15 protein-coding genes are annotated in these 12,306 nt (G+C 72.3%); 4 read left to right on the forward strand and 11 right to left on the reverse strand.

Annotated features, from left to right (window positions below; genetic code table 11):
• Positions 1 to 2: 2 nt before the first annotated feature.
• The 5 genes from NBW76_RS16555 to nth are packed head-to-tail and all read right to left on the reverse strand — an operon-like array spanning position 3 to position 4,051.
• Positions 3 to 818 carry a hypothetical protein gene (locus NBW76_RS16555; RefSeq protein ID WP_056552847.1) on the reverse strand — a complete coding sequence of 272 codons (816 nt, stop codon included), beginning with the start codon at positions 816 to 818 and terminating at the stop codon, positions 3 to 5.
• Positions 818 to 1,993: a MarP family serine protease gene (locus NBW76_RS16560; protein WP_055969997.1), complete on the reverse strand. Its 1,176-nt coding sequence runs from the start codon at positions 1,991 to 1,993 to the stop codon at positions 818 to 820. The genes NBW76_RS16555 and NBW76_RS16560 overlap by 1 nt, the downstream gene beginning before the upstream one ends.
• On the reverse strand, positions 1,990 to 2,688 hold the full coding sequence (locus NBW76_RS16565) for a CoA pyrophosphatase (RefSeq protein ID WP_055970000.1): 699 nt from the start codon (positions 2,686 to 2,688) through the stop codon (positions 1,990 to 1,992). The genes NBW76_RS16560 and NBW76_RS16565 overlap by 4 nt, the downstream gene beginning before the upstream one ends.
• Positions 2,685 to 3,323 carry a TlpA disulfide reductase family protein gene (locus NBW76_RS16570; RefSeq protein ID WP_055970003.1) on the reverse strand — a complete coding sequence of 213 codons (639 nt, stop codon included), beginning with the start codon at positions 3,321 to 3,323 and terminating at the stop codon, positions 2,685 to 2,687. The genes NBW76_RS16565 and NBW76_RS16570 overlap by 4 nt, the downstream gene beginning before the upstream one ends.
• Positions 3,320 to 4,051, reverse strand: a complete 732-nt coding sequence (nth, locus tag NBW76_RS16575; RefSeq protein WP_055970006.1) for an endonuclease III — start codon at positions 4,049 to 4,051, stop codon at positions 3,320 to 3,322. The genes NBW76_RS16570 and nth overlap by 4 nt, the downstream gene beginning before the upstream one ends.
• A 95-nt stretch (positions 4,052 to 4,146) precedes the next feature.
• Here nth and NBW76_RS16580 point away from each other — a divergent pair, with 95 nt between their 5' ends.
• Positions 4,147 to 4,830 carry a Crp/Fnr family transcriptional regulator gene (locus NBW76_RS16580; RefSeq protein ID WP_200914344.1) on the forward strand — a complete coding sequence of 228 codons (684 nt, stop codon included), beginning with the start codon at positions 4,147 to 4,149 and terminating at the stop codon, positions 4,828 to 4,830.
• Between the two features lie 563 nt (positions 4,831 to 5,393).
• Here the strand turns inward: NBW76_RS16580 and NBW76_RS16585 are convergent.
• Positions 5,394 to 6,023 (reverse strand): alpha-ketoglutarate-dependent dioxygenase AlkB, encoded by a 630-nt coding sequence (locus NBW76_RS16585; protein WP_055970012.1) that lies wholly within the window; start codon positions 6,021 to 6,023, stop codon positions 5,394 to 5,396.
• A gap of 83 nt (positions 6,024 to 6,106) precedes the next feature.
• Between NBW76_RS16585 and NBW76_RS16590 the strand changes: the two genes are divergently transcribed.
• The 3 genes from NBW76_RS16590 to NBW76_RS16600 all read left to right on the forward strand — a co-directional run bounded on the left by NBW76_RS16590 (position 6,107) and on the right by NBW76_RS16600 (position 7,799).
• Complete coding sequence (locus NBW76_RS16590) at positions 6,107 to 6,415, forward strand: hypothetical protein (RefSeq protein WP_056552850.1); 309 nt, start codon at positions 6,107 to 6,109, stop codon at positions 6,413 to 6,415.
• A gap of 89 nt (positions 6,416 to 6,504) precedes the next feature.
• Positions 6,505 to 6,675 (forward strand): hypothetical protein, encoded by a 171-nt coding sequence (locus NBW76_RS16595; protein ID WP_164468775.1) that lies wholly within the window; start codon positions 6,505 to 6,507, stop codon positions 6,673 to 6,675.
• Positions 6,672 to 7,799 carry a YeiH family protein gene (locus NBW76_RS16600; RefSeq protein ID WP_056552855.1) on the forward strand — a complete coding sequence of 376 codons (1,128 nt, stop codon included), beginning with the start codon at positions 6,672 to 6,674 and terminating at the stop codon, positions 7,797 to 7,799. The genes NBW76_RS16595 and NBW76_RS16600 overlap by 4 nt, the downstream gene beginning before the upstream one ends.
• A 60-nt stretch (positions 7,800 to 7,859) precedes the next feature.
• On the opposite strand, the gene NBW76_RS16605 is transcribed toward NBW76_RS16600, so the two are convergent.
• From NBW76_RS16605 to NBW76_RS16625, 5 genes are all read right to left on the reverse strand, one after another.
• A complete protein-coding gene (locus NBW76_RS16605) occupies positions 7,860 to 9,497 on the reverse strand; it encodes a BCCT family transporter (RefSeq protein WP_056552858.1) in 1,638 nt (545 codons plus the stop codon).
• 208 nt (positions 9,498 to 9,705) lie between these two features.
• On the reverse strand, positions 9,706 to 9,969 hold the full coding sequence (locus tag NBW76_RS16610; protein ID WP_055970024.1) for a DUF2516 family protein: 264 nt from the start codon (positions 9,967 to 9,969) through the stop codon (positions 9,706 to 9,708).
• A 75-nt stretch (positions 9,970 to 10,044) separates the two neighbouring features.
• Complete coding sequence (locus NBW76_RS16615) at positions 10,045 to 10,818, reverse strand: hypothetical protein (protein ID WP_082480119.1); 774 nt, start codon at positions 10,816 to 10,818, stop codon at positions 10,045 to 10,047.
• Positions 10,815 to 11,243: a helix-turn-helix domain-containing protein gene (locus tag NBW76_RS16620; protein WP_055970030.1), complete on the reverse strand. Its 429-nt coding sequence runs from the start codon at positions 11,241 to 11,243 to the stop codon at positions 10,815 to 10,817. Before NBW76_RS16620 ends, NBW76_RS16615 begins: the two co-directional genes overlap by 4 nt.
• Positions 11,244 to 11,310: 67 nt before the next feature.
• Entirely contained in the window at positions 11,311 to 12,237 is a 927-nt protein-coding gene (locus tag NBW76_RS16625; protein WP_056552861.1) for an asparaginase, read from the reverse strand.
• Between the last annotated feature and the right edge of the window lie 69 nt (positions 12,238 to 12,306).

A 12,306-nucleotide genomic window follows, 5' to 3' on the forward strand; every position in this document is an offset into this window, starting at 1 on the left:
CGCTACGCGCGCCGCCCCACGAGCGCGCCGACCACGCCGAGCACGACCGCCACGGCCCCGCCGAGGGCGGTCCAGACGAGCCACCCGTCGAACGACGTCACGCCGACGTCGGCCAGGGCGCGGAGCAGGTCGGCCTGCAGGCCGCTCGCACCGGCGTCGGAGACCGCGCGGTCACGCACGAGCCGCGCGAGGGCGGCGTCGGCGCCCGCGGCCGCGGCCGCGCCGACCCCGAGCCAGACGAGGACGACGGAACGACGCCGGGCTGCCAGCAGCGCCACCGCCGCGGCGACCGCCGCCACCGCCCCGGCACCCAGCGCCAGGCGCGGGCTCGCGTCGACGGCACGCAGCGAGGTGCCCGACGGGCCGCCGGCCACCTCCACCACCAGCTGGTCGGGCGCCTGCACCAGGCCGTCGGAGCGGTCGGCCACCAGGGCGGCGAGCGGGGCGAGGTCGAGCGGGACGGTCGAGGGGGCCGAGCCGGCGGCCGGGTCGTCGAGCAGGGCGGCGTGCGTGCGTCGCAGCGTCTCCTCCCAGGCGGCGGCGACGCGGCGGTCGGCGAGGGCGCGGTCCGCCGCCTCCTCGAGCAGACGACGTCCGGACTCGGCCACCTGCGAGGGCAGGCCGGCCTGCTCCACGAGCCGGTCGGCCACGAGCGCCGCGGCACTGTCGCGCACCGCGGCCGTCCCGGTCACGTCGCGCGACAGCGAGACGAACCCCTCCTGGTCCTCGACGTAGGTGCTCGTCCAGGCCGCCGGGAGGGCGACGGCGAGCGCCACCACGGCCACGAGCCCGGCCACCGTGGCCAGCAGTCCGCGCATCAGGCACACCTCCCGGTGTCGACGGCCCGGTCGGCGGAGATGCCTTCGCGTGCGTCGTCCTGCGCCTGCTCGGCGGTGACGGCGTAGCCGGTGGAGCTGTCGGACACCGAGGCCGCGAAGATGACGCCGAGCACCGCGCCGTCGGTGCTCACGAGCGGTCCGCCGGAGTTGCCGGAGCGGACCAGGCTGCGCACCGAGAACGCCTCGCGCAGCACCTGTCCGCGGTCGTAGATGTCGGGGCTGCGCAACGTGAGCTGCGAGCGGATCCGGGCCGCCCGCGCGTCGAAGGGTCCGTTCTCGGGGTAGCCCAGCACAGCCGCCTCCTGGCCGGCCACACCGGAGGTGTCGAGCTCGAGGGCGGGCACGCCGAGGTCGTCGGTGGCGATCACGGCGAGGTCGAGCTCGGGGTCGAAGACGACGACGCGCCCGTCGAGGCGCCGCTCGCCCTCGACCGTGACGGTCGGGTCGTCGACCCCGGCCACGACGTGGGCGTTGGTCATGACGCGACCCGGGGCGTACACGAACCCCGACCCCTCGATCCCCCGCCCGCACTCGGCCGAGCCGAGGATCTTGACCACGCTGCGCGACGCCTCGCGCACCCCCGGCTGCGAGAGCGTGGCGTCGTCGGGCGGTCCGACGGCCGTGATGGTCTCGTCGGCGAACGGGTCGATGTACCGCGGGAAGAGGTTCGCGTCGAGGGTCCGGCTGAAGGCACGCAGCGTGTCGGTGGCGGCACCGGGCATGACGGAGTCGACCTTGGCCAGCACGGTGGAGTCGCGCGACGCCTTGGCCAGGTACGGGATGGAGGTGCCGCTGACCGCGTAGCCGAGCGCCCAGGACGCGACGAGGACCGCGACCATGCTCAGCGCGGCACCGCCGACCGCGTCGACCGCGCGCAGGGGCGAGGCCCTGAGGCCGCCGCGCAGGTCGGTGCCGACGTACGTGCCGACCGCCTGCCCGACGGCGGCCGCGCCGATGACGATGCCGAGGCCCAGCAGCGAGGTGGTCAGGGAGGGGTCCTGCCGGTCGAGCAGGCGCGGGACGAGCCAGATGGCGCCGGCGCCGCCGACCACGAGGCCCGTGGTGGCCACCAGGTTGACCACGAACCCCTGCACGTACCCCGAGACCGCGTAGGCCACGAGCAGGACGGCGATGATGACGTCGAGGGAGCTCATGACGACGCCTCCGGCGGCTCGGGCAGGGCGCGGGTCACGGTGTCGTCCCACGGCTCGGCCCAGCCGAGCCGCTCGAACAGCCTCGAGATGATGCCGGCGGTGAAGCCCCACAGCGGCATCTCGGTGCCGATCTCGAACGCCGGACCGCGCCAGCCCGACGGGTGCTCGACGCTGAACCGGTTGTCGGGGTCGACGAGCAGCCGGAGGGGGTGGTGGATCACGTGCCCCACCTCGGCCGCCGAGACCGGCTCGAGCCGACGCGGCGCCGACCAGTAGCCGAGCACCGGGGTCACGGCGAAGTTGCTGGGCGGCAGCCAGAGCGTGGGGAGCGTGCCGAAGACCGTGACCTGGGCGGGGTCGAGCCCGACCTCCTCCTGGGCCTCGCGCAGGGCCGTGGCCGCCGCGTCGGCGTCGTCGGGGTCGCACGCCCCGCCCGGGAAGGAGATCTGGCCGGCGTGGTTGCGCAACGTCGGCGCGCGCTCGGTGAGCAGCAGCTCGGGACCGTGCTCACCGTCGGCGAAGCAGATGAGGACGGCGGCCGGTCGGGCGTCGGGCGGAGGGTGCGGGAACCGGGGTGCCAGCTGCTCGGCCTGCACCGAGCCGGCCAGGTCGGCGAGCGGCACGAGCCAGTCGGGAAGCCCGGACGGCGTGGGGCCGTCGGCCGGCGCGCGCCCCGCGGAGGCCTCAGGGCTCACGGCTGGACCTCCAGGTGCTGACGGACGGCGGCGGTCAGGTCGTCGTACGAGGTGAACGGGACCCGCTCGGTGGCGACCATTCTTCCCTGCGCGTCGACGAAGACCGTCTGCGGCAGGCCGACGACGCGCAACGGACCGCGCGTGGTGGAGTCCGGGTCGACGAGCTGGGGATAGGTGACGCCGGCGTCGGACGCGAGCCGCACGGCCGCCTCCGGGTCGCTGTCCTGCACGTCGATCCCGACGACGGTGAGCCGGTCCCCGGTCCGCTCGTCGAGCCGGGCGAGCAGCGGGAGCTCCTCGCGGCAGGGCTTGCACCAGCTGGCCCACAGGTTCACGACCGCCGGTCCGCGCAGGCGGGAGAGGTCGACCGTGCCGTCGGCGCCGAGGCACGCCAGCTCGAGCTCGGGAAGGGCGGCGTCACCGGAGGCGGGGGCGTCGTCGAGGCGCAGGTCGGAGCACGGGCGGATGCCGGCGTCCTGGGCCGCGGCGCGCGCCGCGGTGGTGTCGGGGTCTGCGGCGGGGGCGCCGGGACCGGCCGTGCCGCCGAAGGTCGGCTTGTCCGGTCCGGTGTCGACGTCGCTGCAGGCGGTGAGCAGCAAGGCCGTCGCGACGGCGGCGATGGCGAGCCTCCTCACGCGCGGCCCTGCGTGGTGACCAGCTTCTCGGCCTCGACGGGATCGGTGGGTCCGGCGCCGAAGGCCGGGCACCAGTGGGCCACGGGGCAGGCGCCACAGGCCGGCTTGCGGGCGTGGCAGCGGCGGCGTCCGTGCCAGATGAGGCGGTGGCTGAGCATCGTCCAGTCCTTGCGGGGGAACAGCGCGGCCACGGCGTGCTCGGTCCTGACCGGGTCCTTGGCCGTCACCGGGTCGACCCACTCGAAGCGCTGCACGAGCCGCGCGAAGTGCGTGTCGACGGTCAGGCCCGGCACGTCGAACGCGTTGCCCAGCACCACGTTGGCGGTCTTGCGTCCCACCCCGGGCAGCGTGACCAGGTCGCGCAGCCGGGGCGGCACCTCGGCGTCGAACCGCTCGACCAGGGCCGCGGCGAGCCGGACGACGCTGTCGGTCTTGGCCCGGTAGAAGCCCGTCGACCGGATGATCTCCTCGACGTGCTCGCGCGGGGCGGCCGCGAGCGCGGTGGCGTCGGGGTAGGCGGCGAAGAGGACCGGCGTGACCGCGTTGACCCGCCGATCCGTGGTCTGAGCCGACAGCACGGTCGCGACGAGGAGCTCGAACGGGGTGGCGAAGTCGAGCTCGCAGCCTGCCTCCGGATAGGTCTCGGCGAGCACCCGGTGGGTCTTGCGGGCCCGGCGCACGAGGCTCGTCGGAGGCTTGGGGGAACCCCCGAGGGCGACGTCCGGCACGGTGCCAGAGTACGTGGCGACACCGACACCGGCCCGGCGTGTGGCAATCGGGCGCCTGGTAGGACAGACTGTGACCGACTCAACAGCCGATAAGGATGCCTGTGAACGACGACGTGCTGCGCCAAGCGCCGCTCTTCTCCGGTCTCGACGACGATGCCGCAGGAGCCCTCGAGGCCTCGATGACCCCGCTCAGCCTGAAGCGTGGCGAGGTCCTCTTCAACGAGGGTGACGACGGCAACCAGCTGTACGTCGTCACCGACGGCAAGATCAAGCTCGGGCGCACGTCGCCCGACGGACGGGAGAACCTGCTCGCGATCCTCGGGCCCGGACAGATGTTCGGCGAGCTGTCGTTCTTCGACCCCGGACCGCGTTCGGCCACGGCCACCTCCGTCACCGACGTGACGGTCCAGAGCCTCAGCCACGAGGCGCTCACCCCGGTCCTGTCGAGCCACGCCGAGGTCGCGATGGCGCTGCTCAACCAGCTCGCCGGGCGCCTGCGTCGCACCAACGAGGTCGTCGGCGACCTGGTGTTCTCCGACGTCCCGGGTCGTGTCGCCAAGGCCCTGCTCGACCTCGCGAGCCGCTTCGGGCGCAAGGCCGAGGACGGCGTGCACGTCAACCACGACCTCACGCAGGAGGAGCTGGCCCAGCTCGTCGGCGCCTCGCGCGAGACGGTCAACAAGGCCCTCGCCGACTTCGCCTCGCGCGGCTGGCTGCGCCTGGAGCCCCGCTCCGTGGTCATCCTCGACCTCGAGCGTCTGCAGCGCCGCGCGCGCTGACCCCGTTCGACCGCGAGCCCCGGGACCTGCTGGTCCCGGGGCTTCGTCGTGCGCGACGCCTTTCGTCCTGCGGCTGCGTCTCGGCCTGCGGCTGCGCCTCGTGGGCTGGGTCTCGGCCTGCGGCTGCGCCTCGTGGGCTGGGTCTCGGCCTGCGGCTGCGCTCCCTTCGGCTGGGTCTCGGCTCGGCCTCCGAAAAGGCCTCGACCGGCGGACGGGCTCACGCTCGGCCGAGTTCCGATGCTGCGGGCTGGTCCTGGGGCGTCGGAGGTAGGTGACGCACCGACCCGGGGCGTCAGAGGTAGGTGACGCACTGATCGAGCGTGTCGGCGGTAGGTCTCGTACCTGAAACGACGTGCTTCACGTGCGTCACCTACCTCCCACTGCCCCAGCCGGGTCCGAGGTAGGTGGCCCGCGGAATCGGAGCGTCAGAGGTGGGTGGCCCGCGGTATGGAGGTCTGCATCCGCGCGCCACCTACCTTCGCCGTGCGAATAGCGCGCGCCACCTACCTCCGAGGGCCCCCGACCGATGCAGTCCCATCCGGGGCCCGCCGACGGCGCCCGCGTCAGAGCACGCCGCGGGGGCGGAACTGCACGCTGATCCGCGGGCCCACCGGCCTGGCGGTCTTGAGCACGGCGTGCTCCCAGGTGCGCTGGCACGAGCCGCCCATGACGAGCAGGTCGCCGTGGCCCACGACGAAGCCGATGGTGTCGCCCGGGCCGTGGTCCGTCGGGCGCAGGCTGAGCCGACGCGGAGCGCCGAGCGACAGGATCGCCACCATCGTGTCCTCGCTGCGCCCACGGCCGATCCGGTCGCCGTGCCAGGCGACGCTGTCGCGACCGTCGCGGTAGTAGCAGAGCCCAGCCGTCACGAAGTCCTCGCCCAGCTCGGCGCCGTAGTGCCGGTTCAGCGCGTCGCGCGCGTCGTCGAGCGCCGGGTGCGGCAGCACGGCACCCGATCCGTAGTGCGCCAGCAGCCGCGGGACGTCGACCGTGTCGTCGTACATCTCCCGCCTCTCGGCCCGCCACCGGACCTCGGTCTGCAGGCTCAGGAACAACGGGTCGGCGCCCTGCACCCAGCCCGGGCGGACGTCGACCCATGCGCCGTGGGCAAGCTCCCTGCGCTGCACCGAGGCGCCCAGCGGACCGACGACGGCCTCGTCGCCGACGTCGAGCAGCGAACCCTGGAACCACACCCGAGCATCGTAGGCGAGTTCGAACAGATGTTCTAGACGCCACGCCTTCCGAGGCTCGCCGGGGCGCCGACTACGCTGCCCCCATGAGCGCTTGGGACGCCCTCCTCGACCGGGTCGACGTGATCGCCGACGCGCGCGCCGACGTCGACGACGCCGTGCAGGCCGAGCTGACCGAGCTGCTGGTGGGGGCCATGCGCGACGGGACCGCCGACCGCGAGCTGGACCCCGGCCAGGCGGGCCTGTGGCTCGCCGCCCTCCTGCGCACCCACGCCGAGGTCCAGGACGAGGGCGAGGAGCGCTCCGACGACGCCCTCAGCATGCTCCGCGTCATCATCACGCGCTGGCTGCACCCTGGCCGGCTCGACCAGGCACCCCCGACGTTCGGCACCTGAGTCCCTAGCAGAGGACCGGCAGCCGAAGGTCCGGTCCCGCCATCCGGAACCGGACGCGTCCGGGCGCCGACGAGACGGAGGCTGTCGGCATGACCGACCGCCAGGACCACCCTGCCCCGCCCCGCCCCGACCGCGATCCCGCCGTCGATGACGCGCGCCGCTTCCACCTCTCCGAGGACTGGCTCGCGACGATCGTCGGCCTGACGCTGGTCGTGCTGACCGCCGCCGGCGTCGTCACCGAGGGCTGGTTGCCGCTGTGAGCGCCGACGCCTCCGCCGACGACCGGTCGGTCGTGGAGTACGGCGACCGACTGCACTCCCCCGCCGTGCTGGTGGGTCTGGCCGTGGTCGTCGCCACGGGCGCGGCCGCCCGCCTCCTGACCGAGAACGTGCCCACGTGGCTCGCCGACACCGCGCTCGCCGACGTCGGCGACGCCATCGAGTATCCCGTCTACGCGATCGCGCTGGGCCTGCTCGTCAACGCCCTGCTGTCCTCGCTCGGGGTGCGCGACCGCCTCGCGGGCGGCTTCCGCACGGAGTTCTTCATCAAGACCGGCCTGGTCGTGCTCGGGGCCACGGTGGTGCTCTCGGTCATCGCGCGGGCCGCAGGACCAGCGATCCTCCAGGGCCTGCTGCTCATCACGGGCGTCTTCGCCTTCACCTGGTGGTTCGCCGGACGCCTCGGGCTGGACGATCGCCTGCGTGCCCTCCTCGCGTCGGCCGTCGCCATCTGCGGGGTGAGCGCGGCCATCGCGGCCGCCGGCGCGGTGCGGGCCCGCAAGGAGCAGCTGGCCTACACGGCCAGCCTCGTCATCCTGTTCGCACTGCCCTCGATCTTCGTGCTGCCGTGGCTCGCCGACCTCCTCGGCCTCTCGCCCGCCGTCACCGGCGCCTGGCTCGGTGGCAACATCGACACGACGGCGGCCGTCACCGCTGCCGGCGCGATCGCCGGCGAGGAGCCTCTCCAGATCGCCTCGGTGGTCAAGCTGACGCAGAACGCGCTCATCGGCTTCGTCGCGGTGGGCCTGACGGCCTGGTTCGCGTTCAAGGTCGAGCGCGACCCCCAGGGTGAGCGCCCCCGCGCCATCGAGCTGTGGCACCGGTTCCCGAAGTTCGTGCTCGGCTTCATCGCCGCGTCCGTGATCGCGACGCTCTACCTGGAGCAGGCGTCGGCCGCGCGGGCCGAGGCGTTCGACACCGTCGTGAAGGGCCTGCGCGACTACGCGCTCATCCTGGCGTTCGTCTCGATCGGCCTGGAGTTCAAGGTGTCCTCGCTGAAGGAGGCGGGCTGGCGTCCGATCGGTGTCTTCGCCGCCGCGACGGTCGTCAACATCGGGCTCGCACTGGCGCTGGCCTCGGTGCTGTTCGCCGGGTTCACGATCTAGCCGCGCCCCGACGCAGGTCCGCCCCGGTCCGTGCGGACCGGGGCGGACGTCCTCGTCGGGTCAGCTGGGGTCGTCCGGGCGCTCCTGCCGGCTGACCGTCACGCTGTCGCCACTCTCCGAGGGCTCCACGACGAGCGAGAAGTCGCCGTCGTGCTCCTCGACGCCCACGGCCACGGCCTCCTCGACGGCCTCGAGACCGAGTCGGTGGCGCACGATGACCGGGTCCGTCTGGAGGTCCTTGTACAGCGCGAGACACAGGCCCACCATGACGAACACGAACGGCACGGACGCGACGATCGTGATGTTCTGCAGACCGGTCAGGGCGTCGGAGCCCCCGATCACGAGCATGATCGCCGCGACGGCGCCGGTGAGGGCGCCCCAGAAGATGACCGACGGCTTGCTCGGCTCGGTGGAGCCGCGCTCGCTCAGCGTCCCCATGACGATCGACGCCGCATCGGCACCGGACACGAAGAAGATGCCGACGAGCACCATGACCAGCACCGAGGTGATGCTCGCCGCCGGGTACTGCTCCAGCAGCTGGAACAGGGCGAAGTCGGACTGGACGGCGCCGTCTGCACCGACGATGCCCGCGCCGTCGCGCTGCTCGAAGATGCCGGCGCCACCGAAGATCGCGAACCACACGAGGCTGACCAGCGTGGGCACGAGCAGGACGCCCGTGACGAACTCACGGATCGTGCGACCGCGGCTGATGCGGGCGATGAACATGCCGACGAAGGGGGTCCACGAGACCCACCAGGCCCAGTAGAAGATCGTCCAGCCGGAGAGCCAGGCCTCCATGGCGTCGTCGCCGCTGGCCGCGGTGCGCGAGGCCATCTCGGTCATCTGCGAGGCGTAGTCGCCGAGCGCGGTCGGCACGAGGTTCAGGATGAACAGCGTCGGCCCGGCCACGAACACGAACACGGCCAGCACGAGCGCCAGCACCATGTTGGTGTTGGAAAGCCACTGGATGCCCCGCTCGATGCCGGAGACGGCCGAGAGGATGAACAGGATCGTCAGCACGGTGATGACGGTGACGAGCACGATCTTGCTCGGCTCGTCGATCCACCCGTTGAACTGCAGTCCGGCGCCGATCTGCAGGGCGCCGAGGCCCAGCGAGGCGGCGGATCCGAAGAGGGTGGCGAAGATCGCCAGGATGTCGATCACCTTGCCGGCCGGTCCTTCGGCGCGTCGGCCGAAGAGCGGGACGAAGGCCGACGAGATCAGCTGCTTGCGTCCCTTGCGGAAGGTGCCGTAGGCGATCGCGATGCCGACGACCGCGTAGATGGCCCAGGGGTGCAGGCCCCAGTGGAACATCGTGGAGGCCATGGCGCTCTGGACGGCCTCGTCGCTCTGCGCCTCGCCCGTGCCGGGCGGCGGCGACGCGAAGTGCGACAGCGGCTCGGCCACGCCCCAGAACATGAGGCCGATGCCCATGCCGGCGCTGAACATCATCGCGATCCAGGAGACGGTCCGGAACTCCGGACCCTCGTCGTCGCGACCGAGCGGGATCCGGCCGTACTTGGAGGCCGCGAGCCACAGGACGTAGATCACGAAGAACGACGCGACGAGCACGAAGAACCAGCCGGTGTTCGTGATGACCCACGAGCGCGACGTGTCCGAGGCCGCCTTGAGGCCGGACGTGCTCACCAGGCCCCAGACGACGAACCCGATCGCCACCACGCCGGTGAACCCGAACACGACGGGGTCGATCCGTCGCCTCCAGCGTCCTGCAGATGCATGTTCTCGGTCAGTGAGGGTACTCACGAGGGCACCACCTCTTCCTTCGGCTCAGTCGTCATCGGCACAGTCGTTCGACATCGTCAGTCAGGTCCTGCGCACCCATGGGTGCACGGGACAACCTTTCGACCATAGCGACGCTGGCGCCGAGGCGCTAATCGCGGACGGGTCAGACGCGGCTGCCGCGCAGCTGCGCGAGGTAGACCAGCGCGGCCACGGTGCCGACGAGGTTGAGCAGCGACAGCGGGCTCCAGAGCACCAGGTGCGCCGCGAGCGTGAGGCCCAGGATCACGAGCCACGAGCTCTTCGGGAGCGTGTCGGCCACGGCGAACCGGGCGGGCGCGCGGGTGAGGCAGTCCACGAGCGCGAACGCCTTGACCGCGAACAGGGCGAGCGACAGCACCAGCATCAGACCCGACTCGACCTCGAACACGCCTGGACCCTACCGGACGCACGAAGCGGCGGGCCCCCTCGTCGGGGACCCGCCGCTCGTGTGGTGAGCCGTGGCTCAGGACTGGCTGGTGGTGCTGCCCGTCGAGCTGCTGCTCGAGGAGGTCTTCTTCGCGGGCGACTTCTTGGCCGTCGTCTTCTTCGCGGTCGCGGAGGACGACGTCGTCGTGGCCGGAGCCTTCTTGGCCGTCGTCTTCTTCGCGGTCCCGGTGGACGACGTCTTCTTGGCCGGGGCCTTCTTGGCGGTGCTCTTCTTGGCCGTCGTCTTCTTGGCGGCCGACGTGGTGGCCGGAGCCTTCTTCGCCGCGGTCTTCTTGGTGGTGCTCGCGGCGGAGGCGGTCTTGGCCGGGGCCTTCTTGGCGGCGGCGGTCGTCGAGGAGGCGGCCGAGCGGGCGGCGGCCGACGTCTTGGCCGGGGCCTTCTTCGCGGACGACTTCGAGGCGGGGGCCTTCTTCGTCACCTTCGACACGGTGGCCTGGGCCTCGGCGACGATGTCCTCGGCGCGCTTCTGCACGTCGTCGGCCACGTCCTCGGCAGCCTTGCGGGCCTCCTTGATGTTCTTCTTGGCGTCCTTGCGCAGGGCGTCGAGCAGCTTCTCGCCGCGCTTCTGCACGTCGTCGAGCTTGAGGGCGCGCGCCTGGGCGACGAACTCCTCACCCTTCTGGAGCAGCTCGGCGTAGCTGGACTGCGCCTGGGCCTGGGCGGAGCCGACGAGGCCGGTGGCCTGCGAGCGGAGGTCGTCGATCTCGACCTTCTTGAGGGTGTCGGTGAGGTTCTTGACCTCATCGACCAGGGTCTTGATCTGGGCGTTGATCTGATCGGTGATGCTCATGTGGGTGTCTCCTCGGGAGAGGTGTCGGGATTGGCCTGGGTGACCGTTTCGGCAAGTGCCTCGTCCGGTGCGACGTCGGTGCCGACGAACGAGCGGTAGATGTCCAGCAGTGCCGTCTTCTGCCGCTCGGTCAGTCGGGCGTCGAGGGCGATGGCGTCCTCGACCATCCGCGCGCCGGACTCGTCGATGTCGATGAGACCGGCACGGACGTAGAGCGACTCGGCCGAGATGCGCAGCGCCTTCGCGATCTGCTGCAGGACCTCTGCCGAGGGACGACGCACGCCCCGCTCGATCTGGCTGAGGTACGGGTTGGAGACCTCGGACTTCTCAGCCAGCTGTCGCAGGGACATCTGCGCCTGGCGTCGCTGCTCGCGCAAGTAGTCGCCGAGGTTCTCGACGGCTCCTCCTACGTCCAGCTTGGCCATGTCTCCAGTGTGCTTGCATTTGCAAGCAAGTGCAAGCAGATCTGCATGCGACCCGTCTCACAACCGGTCAGAGGACCGGCCGCACCTCTCCGACGGCACGCCCGCCACCGAGCACCACCGGACGTTCGCGCAGCAGGTCGGCCTCGACGCCGGCCAGCTCGAGCGCTCGGTGCAGCACCACGAACAGGGGACGCTCGCCACCGTCCTCGATCTTGACCGCGAGGGCGGAGCCGTCCGCCAGGCCGGCCACGACCACGCTCTCGGCACCCGACTTCACCAGCGATCCCGGCACGGCGCGGGCCAGCGCCAGGTCGGGTCGGCGGGTCCCGCTGACCTGCTCGGGGTGGGCCACCATCGCCTCGGCCACCCGTCGTGCCGCCGTCCCGGTCTCCGCCTGGACGAGCCGACCGATGCCGCGGGCGAGACGCTCGAGCGACGTCGCGAGCAGCGGGGCTCCGCACCCGTCGACCCCGACCGTGTCGGGCGGGCCCACCAGGGCGGTGAAGGTCTCGGTGACGGCGCGCTGGACCGGGTGGTCCGGATCCAGGTAGTCCTCGGTCGACCACCCCCGGACCACGCAGGTGAGCAGCATGGCGGCGTGCTTGCCCGAGCAGTCCATCCGGATCGGCAGACGTCCCTCGCCGGCACGCAGGACGGCTGCGTGCTCGTGCGGGTCCAGCGGGTAGGACGCCGGCGTCTGCAGGGCCGACTCGTCGAGGCCGCCCAGCGCGAGGATCTCGCGCACCCCCTCGAGGTGGAACGGCTCCGCCGAGTGGCTCGCGGCCGCGAGCGCCAGCAGGCGGGGCTCGAGGTCCAGGCCCGCCTCCACGAGGCCGGTCGCCTGGAAGGGCTTGTTCGTCGACCGCGGGAACACCACGACGCCGGGATCACCCAGCGACCACACCGTCTCGCCGTCGGGACCGACCCGCACGGCTGCTCCGCGGTGGCGGCTCTCCACGAGCCCGGACCGGGTGACCTCGGCGACGACGTCCATCGCTCCAGCGTAGGGCTCCACCGGCGCGGTCGAGCCCGCCCGGCCCTCCCGACCATCGGCTCATCCCAC

The organism is Aeromicrobium sp. Leaf245, assembly GCF_942548115.1.
Lineage (GTDB): Bacteria > Actinomycetota > Actinomycetes > Propionibacteriales > Nocardioidaceae > Aeromicrobium.

What these genes read in the sequence shown, in the direction of transcription:
- NBW76_RS16555 (WP_056552847.1), bottom strand. Translation starts at nt 818, where the DNA reads ATGCGCGGACTGCTGGCCACGGTGGCCGGGCTCGTGGCCGTGGTGGCG.
- NBW76_RS16560 (WP_055969997.1), bottom strand. Translation starts at nt 1,993, where the DNA reads ATGAGCTCCCTCGACGTCATCATCGCCGTCCTGCTCGTGGCCTACGCG.
- NBW76_RS16580 (WP_200914344.1), top strand. Translation starts at nt 4,147, where the DNA reads ATGCCTGTGAACGACGACGTGCTGCGCCAAGCGCCGCTCTTCTCCGGT.
- NBW76_RS16590 (WP_056552850.1), top strand. Translation starts at nt 6,107, where the DNA reads ATGAGCGCTTGGGACGCCCTCCTCGACCGGGTCGACGTGATCGCCGAC.
- NBW76_RS16595 (WP_164468775.1), top strand. Translation starts at nt 6,505, where the DNA reads ATGACCGACCGCCAGGACCACCCTGCCCCGCCCCGCCCCGACCGCGAT.
- NBW76_RS16615 (WP_082480119.1), bottom strand. Translation starts at nt 10,818, where the DNA reads ATGAGCATCACCGATCAGATCAACGCCCAGATCAAGACCCTGGTCGAT.
- NBW76_RS16620 (WP_055970030.1), bottom strand. Translation starts at nt 11,243, where the DNA reads ATGGCCAAGCTGGACGTAGGAGGAGCCGTCGAGAACCTCGGCGACTAC.
- NBW76_RS16625 (WP_056552861.1), bottom strand. Translation starts at nt 12,237, where the DNA reads ATGGACGTCGTCGCCGAGGTCACCCGGTCCGGGCTCGTGGAGAGCCGC.